Source organism: Vandammella animalimorsus (assembly GCF_002285265.1).
GTDB lineage: Bacteria > Pseudomonadota > Gammaproteobacteria > Burkholderiales > Burkholderiaceae_C > Lampropedia.
Window position 1 is genome coordinate 1 of the sequence record NZ_NSJB01000007.1, and the last position, 13,864, is coordinate 13,864.

Below are 13,864 nucleotides of genomic sequence, written 5' to 3' on the forward strand. Positions count from 1 at the left end.
CTCTTGGCGATGTCGGGATTGATCTCATCGGATAGAGCCAGATCCAGGTCGGCAACGACTTGCGCCATGGATTGGTGGCGGTACATCGCCAGGGCAATGACCAGCCAGACCACCCGCTCGGCAGGCAGCTTGCGCTTGCGCACACTGGCGCAGCCCGTGGCTGCCAAGGCCTGTGCTATCCATTGAGGGTCAAGGTTGCGGGTGAGTGAGCCAAAGTCAGGGTAAAGGTGGTGTTTGCGGGGCATCTGTGCCAAGGAAAAAATGACTTGGCAGAAAGTTTGCCGCAACTATCCAACAAAAATGCCGTTCACTGGGTTAAGTGAACGGCATTAGCGCCCAGGGCGCTGCTTTTTTTCATGGCGCGGCAGAGGCCACTCAACGCACGCGCATGCCCGGCTGCGCGCCGGGGAAGGGCTCGAGCACGTAAATGCCCGGCTGGCTGGCCTCATCGGCGTGTCTGGCGGCCAGCACCATGCCTTCGGAGAGGCCGAACTTCATCTTGCGCGGCGCCAGGTTGGCGACCATGACGGTGAGCTTGCCCACCAGCTGCTCGGGCCGGTACATGCTGGCGATGCCGCTGAAGACGTTGCGGGTCTTGGGCTGGCCGTGCTCGTCCTGCTCGCCCACGTCCAGCGTCAGCTGCAGCAGCTTGGTCGAGCCTTCGACGGCGCTGCACTGCACGATCTTGGCGATGCGCAGGTCGATCTTGGCAAAGTCGTCGATGCCGATGGTCTGGGCCAGCGGCTCGCCGCCGGGGGCCTTGGGATCAAAGGCCGGGGCGGCTTTTTTCTTGGCTTCCTTCTTCGTCTCAGCAGGCGCTGCGGCGGGCGCGGCCGGGGCCTCGAACAGCGCATCGAGCTGTTTTTCGTCCACACGCTGGATCAGGTGCTTGAAGCCGGCGATGGCCTGGCCCGCGCCCAGCGGCGTTTGCGCATCGGCAAAGCGGAAGGGGGCCACCTGCAAAAAGCCCTCGACCTGCGCGGCCAGCGCCGGCAGCACGGGCTTGAGGTAGATGGTGAGGATGCGAAAAGCCTCGATGCAGGTGCTGCACACATCGTGCAGGCGCTCGCCCTGGGCCGGGTCCTTGGCCAGCTCCCAGGGCTTGTTGGCGTCCACGTATTCGTTGACGCGGTCGGCCAGCAGCATGACCTCGCGCAGCGCGCGCGCGGTGTCGCGCCGCTCGAAGGCGTCGGCGATGTCATCGGCCTTGGCGCGCAGGGTTTGCAGCAGCGCATGGCCATCGCCCGTGGGCAGGCCCAGGCGGCCATCGAAGCGCTTGGCGATAAAGCCTGCGGCGCGGCTGGCGATGTTGACGTACTTGCCCACCAGATCGGCGTTGACGCGGGCCATGAAGTCCTCGGCGTTGAAGTCGATGTCCTCATTGCGACCGTTGAGCTTGGCCGCCAGGTAGTAGCGCAGCCACTCGGGGTTCATGCCCAGCTTGAGGTACTTGAGCGGGTCCAGCCCGGTGCCGCGGCTCTTGCTCATCTTCTGGCCGTTGTTGACGGTCAGAAAGCCATGCACGGCAATCTGATCGGGCGTCTTGCGGCCAGAGAAGTGCAGCATCGCAGGCCAGAACAGGGTGTGGAAGGTGACGATGTCCTTGCCGATGAAGTGCACCTGCTCCAATTGCGGGTTGGCCATGTAGGCCTCGTAGTCCTCGCCGCGCTGCGCCAGCAGGCTCTTGAGCGCGGCCAGATAGCCCACCGGCGCATCCAGCCAGACGTAGAAGTACTTGCCCGGCGCATCGGGGATTTCGATGCCGAAGTACGGCGCGTCGCGGCTGATGTCCCAATCGCCCAGGCCCTCGCTGGTGCTGCCGTCCGGGTTGCTGCGCACGGTGAACCATTCCTTGACCTTGTTGGCCACCTCCGGCTGCACATGCTGGCCGTTTTGCGTCCACTCCTGCAGGAAGTCCACGCAGCGCGCGTCCGAGAGCGTGAAGAAGAAATGCTCGGACTCCTTGAGCACCGGCTTGGCGCCCGAGAGCGCCGAATACGGCGCGATCAGCTCGGTGGGCGCGTACACGCTGCCGCAGACCTCGCAGTTGTCGCCGTACTGATCCTGGGCGTGGCAGCGGGGGCACTGGCCCTTGATGTAGCGGTCGGGCAGGAACATGCCCTGCTGCGGATCGAAGAACTGCTCGATGGTGCGCGTGGCAATCAACCCGGCCTGCCGCAGATCGCGGTAGATCTGCTGGGCCAGCTCGGTGTTCTCCGGGCTGTGGGTCGAGTGCCAGTGGTCGTGGCTGATGTGAAAGCCATCCAGATACTGCTTGCGGCCTGCGGCGATGGCGGCCACGAACTGCTCGGGCGTCTGCCCCGCCTTCTGCGCCGCAATCATGATGGGCGCGCCGTGGGCATCGTCGGCGCCGACAAAATCCACCCGGTGGCCCTGCATGCGCTGAAAGCGCACCCAGATGTCGGCCTGGATGTATTCCATGATGTGGCCGATGTGGAAGGTGCCGTTCGCATACGGCAAGGCGGTGGTGACGAAAATGGTGCGTGGCTTCATAGATTCATTCGGGGCGCAGACCGGGCCTGGCAAAACAAGCGCGCCCAGCAAGCAGGGCCTGCACGAATCGCAGCGCACACCTGGCCGCTCAATCCATGCCAAGCCGCGCTTGCTGGGCGCGGCGATTTTATGGCCTGTTGCCGCGCCATGCCCTGGCGCGGCGCGGCCGCCCGGGCGCAAAGTGCATAACACGCTCTAGAATCTGGCGCACCCCATAAGCAAAATTCATGCCGCAATGAGCAAGACCCTGTTCCTCCCCTTGGCCGCCGTCAGCGCCGTGCTGCTGGCGCTGGCCTTGCCCCAGCCCCAGGCGCACGCGCTGGCCAGCGACCGCGCCCAGCCCATGAACATCGAGGCCGATGCGCTGCGCCACGACGAGGCCAAGCAGACCACGGTGTTCACCGGGCGCGTGGTGGTCACCAAAGGCAGCATCGTGCTGCGCGGCGACTCGCTCAGCGTGTTGCAGCGCGCCGATGGCAGCCAGCAGGGCACGGTGCAGGCCGAAGGCGGGCGGCGCGCCTTCTTCAGCCAACAGCGCGACACCCCCAAGGGCGCCCCGAAGGAGACGGTGGAGGCCGAGGCCACGCGCATCGAGTACGACAGCAAGGCCGACCGGGTGCGCCTGCTGGGCCGGGCGCAGCTGCGCCGCTACCAGGGCGGGCAGCTCAACGATGAGATCAGCGGCGGCGAGATCGTCTACCACAACGGCAGCGGCCAGTTCAGCGTCGATGGCGCTGCGCGCGGCGGCGGCGCAGCATCCGCCAGCCAGGGCGGGCGCGTGCGCGCCGTCATCGGCGCCAGCACCACGGGCCAGGCCGGCAGCAGCAGCGACCGTGGCAGCCGTGGCGCCAAGGCCCCGGCCACGCCGCTGGCGCCCAGCAGCCAGCTGCAGCAGACCGCGCCCTGAAGCGCCCACAGCCATGACGCAAGCAACACAAGCCCCGCACGGGCCAGACACGGCAAACACGACGCCAGCCGCTGCCACCCCGGCAAGCACATCGGCCAGCGGCCTGGTGGCGCGCCACCTGCAAAAAAGCTATGGCGGGCGCAAGGTCGTCAAGGACGTTTCGCTGGACGTGAGGCCGGGCGAGGTCGTGGGCCTGCTCGGGCCCAACGGCGCGGGCAAAACGACCTCGTTTTACATGATCGTCGGCCTGGTGCGCAGCGACGGCGGCGAGATCCTCATCGACGGCCATGACGTCACCGACATGCCCATCCACAAGCGCTCGCGCCTGGGCCTGTCCTATCTGCCGCAGGAGGCCTCGATCTTCCGCCGCCTGACGGTGCAGGAGAACGTGCAGGCCGTGCTGGAGCTGCAGTTCGACGCCCAGGGCAAGCCGCTTAGCAAGGCCGAGGTGCAGCAGCGCCTGCAGCAGCTGCTGCAGGAGTTGCGCGTCGATCATCTGCGCAGCGCGCCGGCGCTGTCGCTCTCGGGCGGTGAGCGCCGCCGCGTCGAGATCGCCCGGGCGCTGGCCACGCAGCCGCGCTTCATCCTGCTGGACGAACCCTTTGCCGGCGTGGATCCGATCGCGGTGATGGAGATCCAGCGCAGCATCGCCTTTCTCAAGGCGCGCGGCATCGGCGTGCTGATCACCGACCACAACGTGCGCGAGACGCTGGGCATTTGCGACCGCGCCTGCATCATCAGCGAAGGCGCCGTGCTGGCGCACGGCCCGGCGCAGGACATCATCGACAACCCGGACGTGCGCCGCGTCTACCTGGGCGAGAACTTCCGCATGTAAGGCGCGGCCATGAAGCTGGGCGTTTCCCTCAAGACCTCGCAGAACCTGGCGCTGACGCCACAGCTGCAGCAAGCGATCCGGCTGCTGCAGCTGTCCACGCTGGAGATGCAGCAAGAGGTCGAGCACATGCTGGAGGAAAACCCCTTCCTGGAGCTGCAGGAAGGCGATGGCGGCGACAGCAGCGACAGCAGCGACGGCTTTGATGGCGGCCAGGCCAGCCTGCAGGACTCGCCCGCCGGCGGCAGCGCGCCAGAGCCGCAGCGCGATGGCCCCGGCGGCCACGATGGCGACCATGACGGCGCTGCTGAAGAGAGTGACGCCGCCGGCCAGGCCCAGGGCAGCGAGGAGCGCGAGTTCGAGGCCGTGCCCGAGGACTGGGGCGGCGATGGCTCCATGGACATCTCCCCAAACGATGGCGAATGGGGCAGCGATGCGCCCGCGCCCGGCGCGGCAGGCGCGAATGACGAAGTGGACGCGGCCGACATCAACAGCGCGCACATTTCGCTGGCCGACTTTCTGCACCAGCAGGCCGGGGAGTTCTTCCTCGACGCTGTGGACCGCTGCGCGCTGGACTTTCTGATCGAATCGCTCAACGAGGACGGCTACCTGGAGGACACGCTCGAAGACCTGGCCCTGCCGCTGGCGCGCAGCCTGGCGGACGTGGACGAGCTGCTGCACCACTTCCAACTGGCGCTGAACCTGCTGCACACCATGGAACCGGCCGGCGTGGGCGCGCGTGACCTGGCCGAATGCCTGCAACTGCAACTGCGCGCGCTGCAGCGCGACGAGCACTGCGACTGCGAACCCGCGCTGCTGGCCCTGGCGCAGCAGCTGTGCCAGCAGCCTCTGGAGCTGCTGGCCAAGCGCGACGTGCGCCAGCTCTGCCAGCTCACCCAGGCCGAGCCCGAGCAGGTGCGCGACGCGCTGCTGCTGATCGCCCGGCTCGAGCCCAAGCCCGGCAGGCGCTTTGCCGACGTCGAGCGCAACGCCATCGTGCCCGACGTGCTGGTGCACGCCGCGCCACCCGGACAGCCCGGCCAGCAGCGCGGCGCGCCAAGCGGCGGCTTCGTGGTGCGCATCAACCCCGACGTCATGCCGCGCCTGCGCGTGCACGAGGTCTATGCCAAGGCGCTGCGCGGCAGCAGCAGCCACGCCGAGCTGCAGCAGCGCGTGCAGGAGGCGCGCTGGTTCATCAAGAACATCCAGCAGCGCTTTGACACCATCTTGCGCGTCTCGCAGGCCATCGTCGCGCGCCAGCACGACTTCTTCGTGCACGGCCCCACCGCCATGCGGCCGCTGGTGCTGCGCGACATCGCCCAGGAGCTGGGCATGCACGAGTCCACCATCTCGCGCGTGACCACGGCCAAGTACATGGCCACGCCGCAAGGCACTTTCGAGCTCAAGTACTTCTTTGGCTCCGGGCTGGAGACCGACAGCGGCGCCAGCGCTTCCAGCACCGCCGTGCGCGCCCTCATCAAGCAATGGATCGGCGCCGAAGACCCCAGCCAACCGCTCTCGGACAGCCAAATCGCCAACCTGCTCAAGGAGCAGGGCATCGAATGCGCGCGCCGCACCGTCGCCAAATACCGCGAGGCGCTGCGCATCGCCCCCGCCAATCTGCGCAAAAGCCTGTGACCACCACCGCCAGCCGCCCCCCATCGCCCCGCCCTGCCCCTGCGCCCCACCCTGTGCCTGCGCGCCAGGCAGCGCAGCCTGCGCCCTACCTGTTTCTGCCCTGCGCCGCGCACACCGAGGCGCTGCTGGGCGCCGAGGTGCAACGCATCACCGCCCTGCCCGAGGCGGCGCTGACGCTGCAGCGCGCCGGCGTGGCCATCCACGCCGGCGGCGATGACCAGCAACTGCTGGCCCTGGCCATGCAGCTGAACCTGCACAGCCGCATCGCGCAGCGCGTGCTCATCGTGCTGGCGCAAGGCCCCTACCAGCGCGAGGACGATCTTTACGCCCTGGCCGCCCAGCTGCCCTGGGAGCAATGGTTCACGCCCGCGCAGACCTTCAAGATCGAGGCCACGGCCCAGCGCAGCCCGCTCAAGAGCCTGAACTTCGCTGCGCTGCGCATCAAGGATGCCGTGGCCGATCGCTTTCGCGCCCGGCAGGGCCAGCGCCCCAGCGTGGACACCCAGCGCCCGCAGGTGCGCATCCACCTGCACCTGGACGCCCAGAGCCAGCAGCTGGCCATCGACACCAGCGGCGCGCCGCTGTTCAAGCGCGGCTGGCGCGAGGACAAGGGCGATGCGCCGCTGAAGGAAACCCTGGCCGCCAGCATGATCGCCGCCACCGGCTGGCAGCCGCTGTCGCACGCGCCGCTGCCGCTGTACGACCCCTGCTGCGGCAGCGGCACCATCGCCATCGAAGCCGCGCAAATGGCCTGCGACATCGCCCCCGGCCTGCAGCGCCGCTTTGCCTTCGAGCACTTGCTGGCGCACCAGCCGCAGCACTGGCAAGCGCTGCGCGAGCAGGCCCTGGCGCGCCGCCGCGCGCCGGCCGCGCCCGTCTTTGGCAGCGACATCGCACACCGCATGGTCGATTTCGCGCGCCGCAATGCCGAGCGCGCCGGCGTGGCGCATGCCGTGCAACTGCGCGGCGGCGACCTGCTGCAGCGCCTGCCGCCCTGCACGCAGCCGGGCATCTTGCTGCTCAACCCGCCCTACGGCACGCGCATCGACGCCGCCGGCAGCGCCGGACGCAACCTGCAGGCGCGCAGGCAAATGGGCTTTTCAGCGCGTGAATTCAGCGACGACGACGATGGCGCAGCCTTCTTTGCCCAGCTGGCCGCGCACTGGAAAAGCCACTACGGCGGCTGGACGGCCTGGCTGCTCAGCCCGGACATGAAGCTGCCGGGCAAGCTGCGCCTGAAGGAATCGCGCCGCGTGCCAATGTGGAACGGCCCCATCGACTGCCGGCTGTTTCGCTTCGACCTGCAGGCGCGCAGGTCATAGAAGGCGCAATGGATGGGCGGACCTGCTGCGCACGTCCTGCGAGACATGGCATCCAATAGCTACTGCCTGCACGAGCGTTGAGGCCCGAGGCCGGGATGTGCGCCCGGCGGCGCACCTCCTTTTCTTGTCTCGCCAAGAAAAGGAGGCAAAAGAAGGCGACCCCACTGCCCGCGACCCCGGCGCTGCGCGCCGGGGCGACCTGTGCCGCTGGCCTGCCAGGGCGGATGCTGCGGAAACTCGCTGCGCGGCTTTGCCGCTACGCTCAAACAGCCGCAGCGAAATTTGATGAACGAAGCAGGCCCACTGTATGTGGGCCTGCCCGCCCTGTCAGGCCAGCGTCACAGGCGCAGGCAGAAGGGGGGCTCTGCCCGGGCCATCGCTGCGCTCGGCCCTCGATCTGGCGGCAGAGCCCGCTTTGGGGCTGGTGCTGCACAGGCGTGGCTCAAATTCAGCGGGCAACCGCCTGCCCCTGGACAGAGCCTGCTGCCACGCCAGTGCGCCAGTGCGCCAGGGCCTGAGCCGCCAGCCACAGCAGCCCGGTCAGCCAGGCGTACAGCCCGACCAGAAAGCCCACGGCATGGCGTGGCACTTCGACGTAGCCATCGCCAAACACCGAGGAAAACAGGCTGTAGAACATCACCATGCCACCCAGGCCCAGCAGCATGCACGCGGCCCGCGCGCTGCCACTGCCGCTGCGGCGCAGCACGGCCAGGCCCAGGCACAGCGGGCTGGCCAGCGCCGCCAGCCAGAACAGCGCCTGCCAGGCCCAGGGAGCCTGATTCAAGCCCAGCCAGGCCGCCAAGGCCGTGGACAGCGAGCTGCCGCGCGCCACTTGGCGGCGCAGCGCGGCGCTGCTGCCATCTGGCGAAGCCGCCTCGAACGCGATGATGCCGGCGTGGGCATGGAAGGGGCTGAGGCTGGCCAGGCCTATGCGCATCGGGGTGAAAAAGGTGGCCGGCTGCTGCGCGAACAGCGGCAGCAGGCGCTTTCTGGAAAACTGCTTCAAGGCCGGGCAAGGGTGGTTCTCGACCATGCCCGGCGCGTACCAGTTCAGGCCCTTGCCGGCCATGCAGCTGGGCGGCAGCTGCAGCGTCTGCAGCGCGGCCTGCGGGTCAGCTGCGGCGGGCAGCACGGCCTCCAGCACGGTGTTGGTGCTGTTGACCCAGGGGATCTTGGCATTGAGGCCCTTGGGCTTGTTCATCTGCCCGTAGGCCAGCGGAATCAGCAGCGCCAGCGCCAGCAGCAGCGCGCCGGGCCGCCAGATGCGCCAACGCGCCAGGCACAGCGCGGCCAGCGCGCACAGCACTGCCGCCAGCGGCATGTACTGGTGCTTGCTCAGGCCCAGCCACAGCAAGATGAGCACCCACAGCAGCCAGTAGCCGCTGCCGCGCTGGCTGGCCCTGCCCTGCTGCTGCGCCAGATCGGCCAGCAGCAGCAGCGCCAGGCACAGGCCGGCAATGGTCGAGACCTCGTGGTAGAGGGTGTTGAAGTAGAGCAGATGCACCCAGTCGCCCAGCACCAGCGCCAGCAGGAAGGCCGCAGCCAGGCGCAGCGGCGCGCTGCCCAGCGCCACCAGCACGGCGGCGGCCATGGCGGCCACGGCGACGATCTTGATCAACCCGATGACGCGGATGTCGAACACCGCGCCTTTCTCGAACACCCAGGTGCTCGACTTGGAAAACAGGTTGTCGCTGGAGCGCGTGCAGTTGTACTTGGCCTTTTCGCCATCGAAATGCAGGCGGGTGTGCACGCGGCCGATATCGCCCCAAACGCGCTGACCTTGCTCATCGATGAGCCAGACGCCGTGGCAGGAGGACTGGCGCACGAAATCCCAGTTGTCCGCATAGCCGAACACCGGCGCGCCCAGCACCACCCAGCACACCTTGGCCAGCGTCAGGGCCAGCAGCAGGGCCGCCAGCCAGCCGGCGATGCGCGCACGGCGCGGCGAGGCTGGGGGCTGCGCCGCGCCCGCCCGTGCTTGCAGCATCGCTGTCTCTTGTGTTGTGGCGTTCATGGCGCTCGCAGGTCTCAACGGCGGGCGCTGCCGCCGGGGGCCTTGGCCTGGCGCTCGAAGCTGAAGGGCGCCGAGATGGCGCAGGACTGCAGCAGCGGCATGTGCACCCGGCCCTGGCCGCGCATCTGCGTGGGGCTGAGCACGTGCAGCTCATAGTGCACGTCCATGGGCAGGGCCAGGCCCTGCACCTGCACGCCCTGGGCCGTGGCCACGAAGTGGTTGGGGCCAGGCTGCTGCCAGCGCACGGCCTGGTGCTGCACCAGCTGCGCGGGGTGGAAGGGTTTGCCAAAGCGCACTTGCTCGCCGCGCTCTTGCGGCAGCAATTGGCGCAGGCTTTCGGCCAGGCCGGGCATGCAGGTGGCGCTGGATTGGGTCGCGCCCATGTCCCAGCGCCAGTAGCCATCGCGCGGCTGGATGCGCTTGGGCTGGGCGGCGGGCTTGGCTGCGGCCTGTTTCACGCCCTGGGCGGCGCCGTCCACTGGCCAGGCCAGCAGCGCCAGGGCCAGCCAGGCGGCGCAGATCGCCCAGATGGCGGGCGGGCTGCGACGCACAGGGCGGCAGCAGGCAGGGTTGGCGGGCTGCGCTGCAGCCCGGCGGTGCAAATTCTTCATGGGCAATGCCTTGGGTGATGGGAAGAGCAAAAGAAAACCAATGGGGAAGGCCTGTGGGGCAGGCCGGGGCCGGCGCTGCGCCAGGGTGGCTACAGCTCCTCCACCCGCCGGGGCGGGAAGCTCTCCCAGCTCTGGCAGCCGGGGCACTGCCAGAAGTAATGCTGGGTCTCGAAGCCGCATTGCGTGCAGCGGTAGTGCAGGCGCGGTTGCAGCGCCTTGTCCAGCGAGGCCTGCACGGCGGCGGCACTGTCGCCGCCCTCTTGCGCGGCCATGCCAAGCTGGCCTGCGACCGCCTGTGGGCCATCGAGCTGGGCCTGCATCCAGCGCGCGGCCGCCACCAGCGAGGGCCGGCGGCGCACGTGCTCCACATACCACTGCGCGGCCTGCGGCCAGCCCAGGCGCTGTTCGATGGCCACCAGCGCCAGCAGCACATCCAGGCTGGGCTCGCGCTGGTAGTGCGCGCGCAGCAGTGCGTGCAGCTGCTGCAGCGCGGGCTGCTGCGCATCGACGCGGGGCAGCAGCTCACGCACGCAGGAGGCCACCAGCGGCATGGCCTCGGGCTGCTGCCGGGCCAACTCCAGCCCGGCCTGCAAGGCCTGCAGATGCTGGCCTTGCTGTTGCAGCAGTTGGATGTGCTCCATGGCCGGGCGCACATGCTGCTGCGCGCCATCGGCTGCGGCCAGCGCGCTGGCCTGCGCCTGGGCCTGTTGCAGCAGCGCCCGGGCCTGCGGGTAGTCGCGCGCGCGGGCGGCCTGCTGGGCCTGCTCGCACCAGTAGTGCACCTGGCGGCCAAGCATCCTGGGCTGCCGATCGGCCGCATCGGCGCCAGGCGCGGCATCGGCCTGCGCGTCGATGCGCTCGAGCAGCGCCAGGGCCTGCGGCCAATCGCGCAGGCGCTCATAGACGTACAGCAGCGCCGTCTGGGCCTGGGGCTCAAGCTCGGTGCCGATCAGCGGCTGCAGGGCCTGCTCGGCGAAATCGAACAGGCCGATCTTGAGGTAGTCCTGCGCCAGCCCCCACTGCGCGCGGGCACGATCGGCGGCGCTGAGGTCGGCGCGCGCCAGCAGGTGCTCGTGCACGCGCACGGCGCGGTGGTATTCGCCGCGGCGGCGAAACAGGCTGCCCAGGGCAAAGTGCAGCTCAATCGTCTCGGGGTCGGACTGCACCGCCTCGACGAAGACATCGATGGCCTTGTCCTGCTGCTCGTTGAGCAAATAAGTCAGGCCCTGGAAATAGGTGCGCGGCGAGCTGCGCTGCAGCACGCGCATCTGGCGCCAGTCCAGGCGCGAGGCCAGCCAGCCCAGCATGAAGGCCAGCGGCAGGCCCAGCAGCAGCCAGCTCCATTCGAAATCCATGCTCACTCCTGTGCGCCCTGCGCGCCTGCGCTGCGGCGCGGCTCACCCTGGTGCATGACGCCTGCGCCCGGGGGCATGGTGGGCGGGTACATGCTGGGCTGGTAGGCGCTGCTTTGGAACATGCTGGGCATGGCCGCTGGCGCCGCATGCTGGCGCCAGCGGCGCCAGCGCCCGATCACCGTGGCCAGGCCCAGCGCCAGGCCCAGCGCAAACGCCACCAGCATGGCCAACACCAGCGGGCCCTGCCATTGCAGGCCGAAAAAGCCGTGCACGGTCACGCGGTGCTGGTTGTTCAGCGAAAACGCAAACAACAAAAAGAAAAAGGCTGCCCGAAGCAGCCACACGAGGTATTTCATGGGAATGGGCAATGGGTCTGGCACGGCAGCGGCGGCAGGCACAGGGTGCGCGCAACGCCAGCCATCATACCCAGCTGCTGCGCAGCTCTGCCTGGTCTATGCCAGCGCCGCTGGCCTGGCGCCCTGCTGTCTGGCCTGCTGCTGGGCCTGCTGCTTGGCGGCCTGGTCCACGGCCTCGCGCAGCGCCTTGCCGGGCTTGAAGTGCAGCACGCGCTTTTCGGGCACTTGCACGGCCGCGCCATTGCGCGGATTGCGCGCGGTGCGCGGTGCGCGACGGTTGACGGTAAAGCTGCCAAAGCCGCGGATTTCAATGCGATGGCCCTGCTCCAGGGCATCGCCCATGGCCTCCAGCAGCACCTTGACCGCGTATTCGGCATCGGTCTGGCTCAGCTGGCTGAAGTGGGCAGTGAGTTCTTCGACGAGATCGGATCGGGTCATGGCTCGCAGCGTCCAATAACGGCATTGCATGCAGCCTGGGCGGTATCCGCCTGGCTTGCAATGAATGCGGGCCGGGCCCGCGCAGGCCCGGCCCGGCTTGCTGCCGGCCGGTGGCCAGGCGGCATGGGCTCCGCGGGTTGCAGGGCCCGTGCGCTGGCCGGTCACGGCATCGGCATCACTTCTCTTCGACGGCGCCGCCGAGCTTGGCCTTGAGCAGCGCGCCCAGGCTGGTCGTGCCGGCATTGCCCGCCGATTGCTGCGCCAGATGGTCGAGCGCCTCTTGCTGGTCGGCCGCATCCTTGGCCTTGATGGACAGCTGGATGCTGCGGTTCTTGCGGTCGATGTTGGTGATGACGGCGGTGACTTCGTCGCCTTCCTTGAGCACGTTGCGGGCATCCTCCACGCGGTCGGCGGAGATGTCCGAGGCGCGCAGGTAGCCAGTCACGTCCTCGCCCAGCTCGATCTCGGCGCCCTTGGCGTCCACGCTCTTGACCTTGCCGGTGACGGCCTGGCCACGGTCATTGACGGACACGAAGGTGGTGAACGGATCGGCGTCAAGCTGCTTGATGCCCAGGCTGATGCGCTCGCGGTCCACGTCCACGGCCAGCACGATGGCCTCGACTTCCTGGCCCTTCTTGTAGTTGCGCACGGCCGATTCGCCCGGCTCGTTCCAGGAGAGGTCCGACAGGTGCACCAGGCCGTCGATGCCCGAGGCCAGGCCGACGAACACGCCGAAGTCGGTGATGGACTTGATCGGGCCCTTGACGCGGTCGCCACGATTGGTGTTCTGGGCAAAATCCTTCCAGGGGTTGACCTTGGTTTGCTTCATGCCCAGCGAGATGCGGCGCTTGTCCTCGTCGATGTCCAGCACCATGACTTCGACTTCCTCGCCCAGCGAGACGACCTTGGAAGGCGCAACGTTCTTGTTGGTCCAGTCCATTTCGGAGACGTGCACCAGGCCCTCGATGCCGGGCTCAAGCTCGACGAAGGCGCCGTACTCGGCAATGTTGGTGACCTTGCCGTACAGGCGGGTGTTGGCCGGGTAGCGGCGCGAGACGCCGATCCACGGGTCTTCGCCCATTTGCTTCAGGCCCAGCGAGACGCGGCTCTTCTCGGCGTCGAACTTGAGCACCTTGGCGGTGATCTCCTGGCCGGCCTGCACCACCTCGGAGGGGTGGCGCACACGGCGCCAGGCCATGTCGGTGATGTGCAGCAGGCCATCGATGCCGCCCAGGTCGACGAAGGCGCCGTACTCGGTGATGTTCTTGACCACGCCGTTGACGATGGCGCCTTCCTTGAGGGTGGCCAGCAGCTTCTCGCGCTCTTCGCCCATCGAAGCTTCGACCACGGCGCGGTGGCTCAGCACCACGTTGTTGCGCTTGCGATCGAGCTTGATGACCTTGAACTCCATGGTCTTGTTTTCGTACGGAGTCAGGTCCTTGACCGGGCGGGTGTCCACCAGCGAGCCGGGCAGGAAGGCGCGGATGCCGTTGACCAGCACGGTCAGGCCGCCCTTGACGCGGCCGGAAGTGGTGCCGGTGACGAATTCGCCGGACTCCAGCGCTTTTTCCAGCGCCAGCCAGGAGGCCAGGCGCTTGGCGGTGTCGCGCGAGAGGATGGTGTCGCCGTAGCCGTTTTCGATGGAGCCGATGGCCACGGAGACGAAGTCGCCGACCTGGACTTCGACCTCGCCTTGGTCGTTCTTGAACTCTTCCAGCGGAATGAAGGATTCGGACTTCAGGCCAGCGTTCACGACCACGAAGTTGTGCTCGATGCGCACGACCTCGGCGGTGATGACCTCACCGGGGCGCATTTCGGTGCGCTGCAGAGACTCTTCGAATAAGGCGGCAAAAGATTCAGACATGTGTTTCCTTGGC

12 protein-coding genes are annotated in these 13,864 nt (G+C 68.2%); 4 read left to right on the top strand and 8 right to left on the bottom strand.

Features of this window, described 5'->3' with window-relative positions; all coding sequences use genetic code 11:
- Together CK625_RS09380 and metG are read right to left on the bottom strand one after the other, a co-directional pair.
- Positions 1–245, bottom strand: a 245-nt coding sequence (locus tag CK625_RS09380) for a transposase domain-containing protein (RefSeq protein ID WP_172425133.1), incomplete at its 3' end; no start/stop codon positions are given.
- Between the two features lie 130 nt (positions 246–375).
- Complete coding sequence (metG, locus tag CK625_RS09385) at positions 376–2,514, bottom strand: methionine--tRNA ligase (protein ID WP_095540064.1); 2,139 nt, start codon at positions 2,512–2,514, stop codon at positions 376–378.
- A 235-nt stretch (positions 2,515–2,749) separates the two neighbouring features.
- Here metG and lptA point away from each other — a divergent pair, with 235 nt between their 5' ends.
- The 4 genes from lptA (at position 2,750) to CK625_RS09405 (ending at position 7,213) form a co-directional block, all read left to right on the top strand.
- A complete protein-coding gene (gene lptA / locus CK625_RS09390) occupies positions 2,750–3,421 on the top strand; it encodes a lipopolysaccharide transport periplasmic protein LptA (protein ID WP_095540065.1) in 672 nt (223 codons plus the stop codon).
- 13 nt (positions 3,422–3,434) lie between these two features.
- A complete protein-coding gene (gene lptB / locus CK625_RS09395) occupies positions 3,435–4,256 on the top strand; it encodes an LPS export ABC transporter ATP-binding protein (protein ID WP_095540066.1) in 822 nt (273 codons plus the stop codon).
- A gap of 9 nt (positions 4,257–4,265) precedes the next feature.
- Positions 4,266–5,891 (top strand): RNA polymerase factor sigma-54, encoded by a 1,626-nt coding sequence (gene rpoN / locus CK625_RS09400; RefSeq protein ID WP_095540067.1) that lies wholly within the window; start codon positions 4,266–4,268, stop codon positions 5,889–5,891.
- An 89-nt stretch (positions 5,892–5,980) separates the two neighbouring features.
- Complete coding sequence (locus CK625_RS09405) at positions 5,981–7,213, top strand: THUMP domain-containing class I SAM-dependent RNA methyltransferase (RefSeq protein ID WP_429001308.1); 1,233 nt, start codon at positions 5,981–5,983, stop codon at positions 7,211–7,213.
- Positions 7,214–7,661: 448 nt separating this feature from the next.
- On the opposite strand, the gene CK625_RS09410 is transcribed toward CK625_RS09405, so the two are convergent.
- From CK625_RS09410 to rpsA, 6 genes are all read right to left on the bottom strand, one after another.
- Entirely contained in the window at positions 7,662–9,200 is a 1,539-nt protein-coding gene (locus CK625_RS09410; protein ID WP_095540069.1) for a hypothetical protein, read from the bottom strand.
- A 41-nt stretch (positions 9,201–9,241) separates the two neighbouring features.
- Entirely contained in the window at positions 9,242–9,838 is a 597-nt protein-coding gene (locus CK625_RS09415; protein WP_095540070.1) for a hypothetical protein, read from the bottom strand.
- An 89-nt stretch (positions 9,839–9,927) separates the two neighbouring features.
- Positions 9,928–11,193, bottom strand: a complete 1,266-nt coding sequence (locus CK625_RS09420; RefSeq protein WP_095540071.1) for a tetratricopeptide repeat protein — start codon at positions 11,191–11,193, stop codon at positions 9,928–9,930.
- Between the two features lie 2 nt (positions 11,194–11,195).
- Positions 11,196–11,549 (bottom strand): lipopolysaccharide assembly protein LapA domain-containing protein, encoded by a 354-nt coding sequence (locus CK625_RS09425; RefSeq protein WP_095540072.1) that lies wholly within the window; start codon positions 11,547–11,549, stop codon positions 11,196–11,198.
- A 96-nt stretch (positions 11,550–11,645) separates the two neighbouring features.
- Positions 11,646–11,987, bottom strand: a complete 342-nt coding sequence (locus tag CK625_RS09430) for an integration host factor subunit beta (RefSeq protein WP_095540073.1) — start codon at positions 11,985–11,987, stop codon at positions 11,646–11,648.
- 175 nt (positions 11,988–12,162) lie between these two features.
- A complete protein-coding gene (gene rpsA / locus CK625_RS09435; protein WP_095540074.1) occupies positions 12,163–13,851 on the bottom strand; it encodes a 30S ribosomal protein S1 in 1,689 nt (562 codons plus the stop codon).
- Positions 13,852–13,864 lie beyond the last annotated feature (13 nt).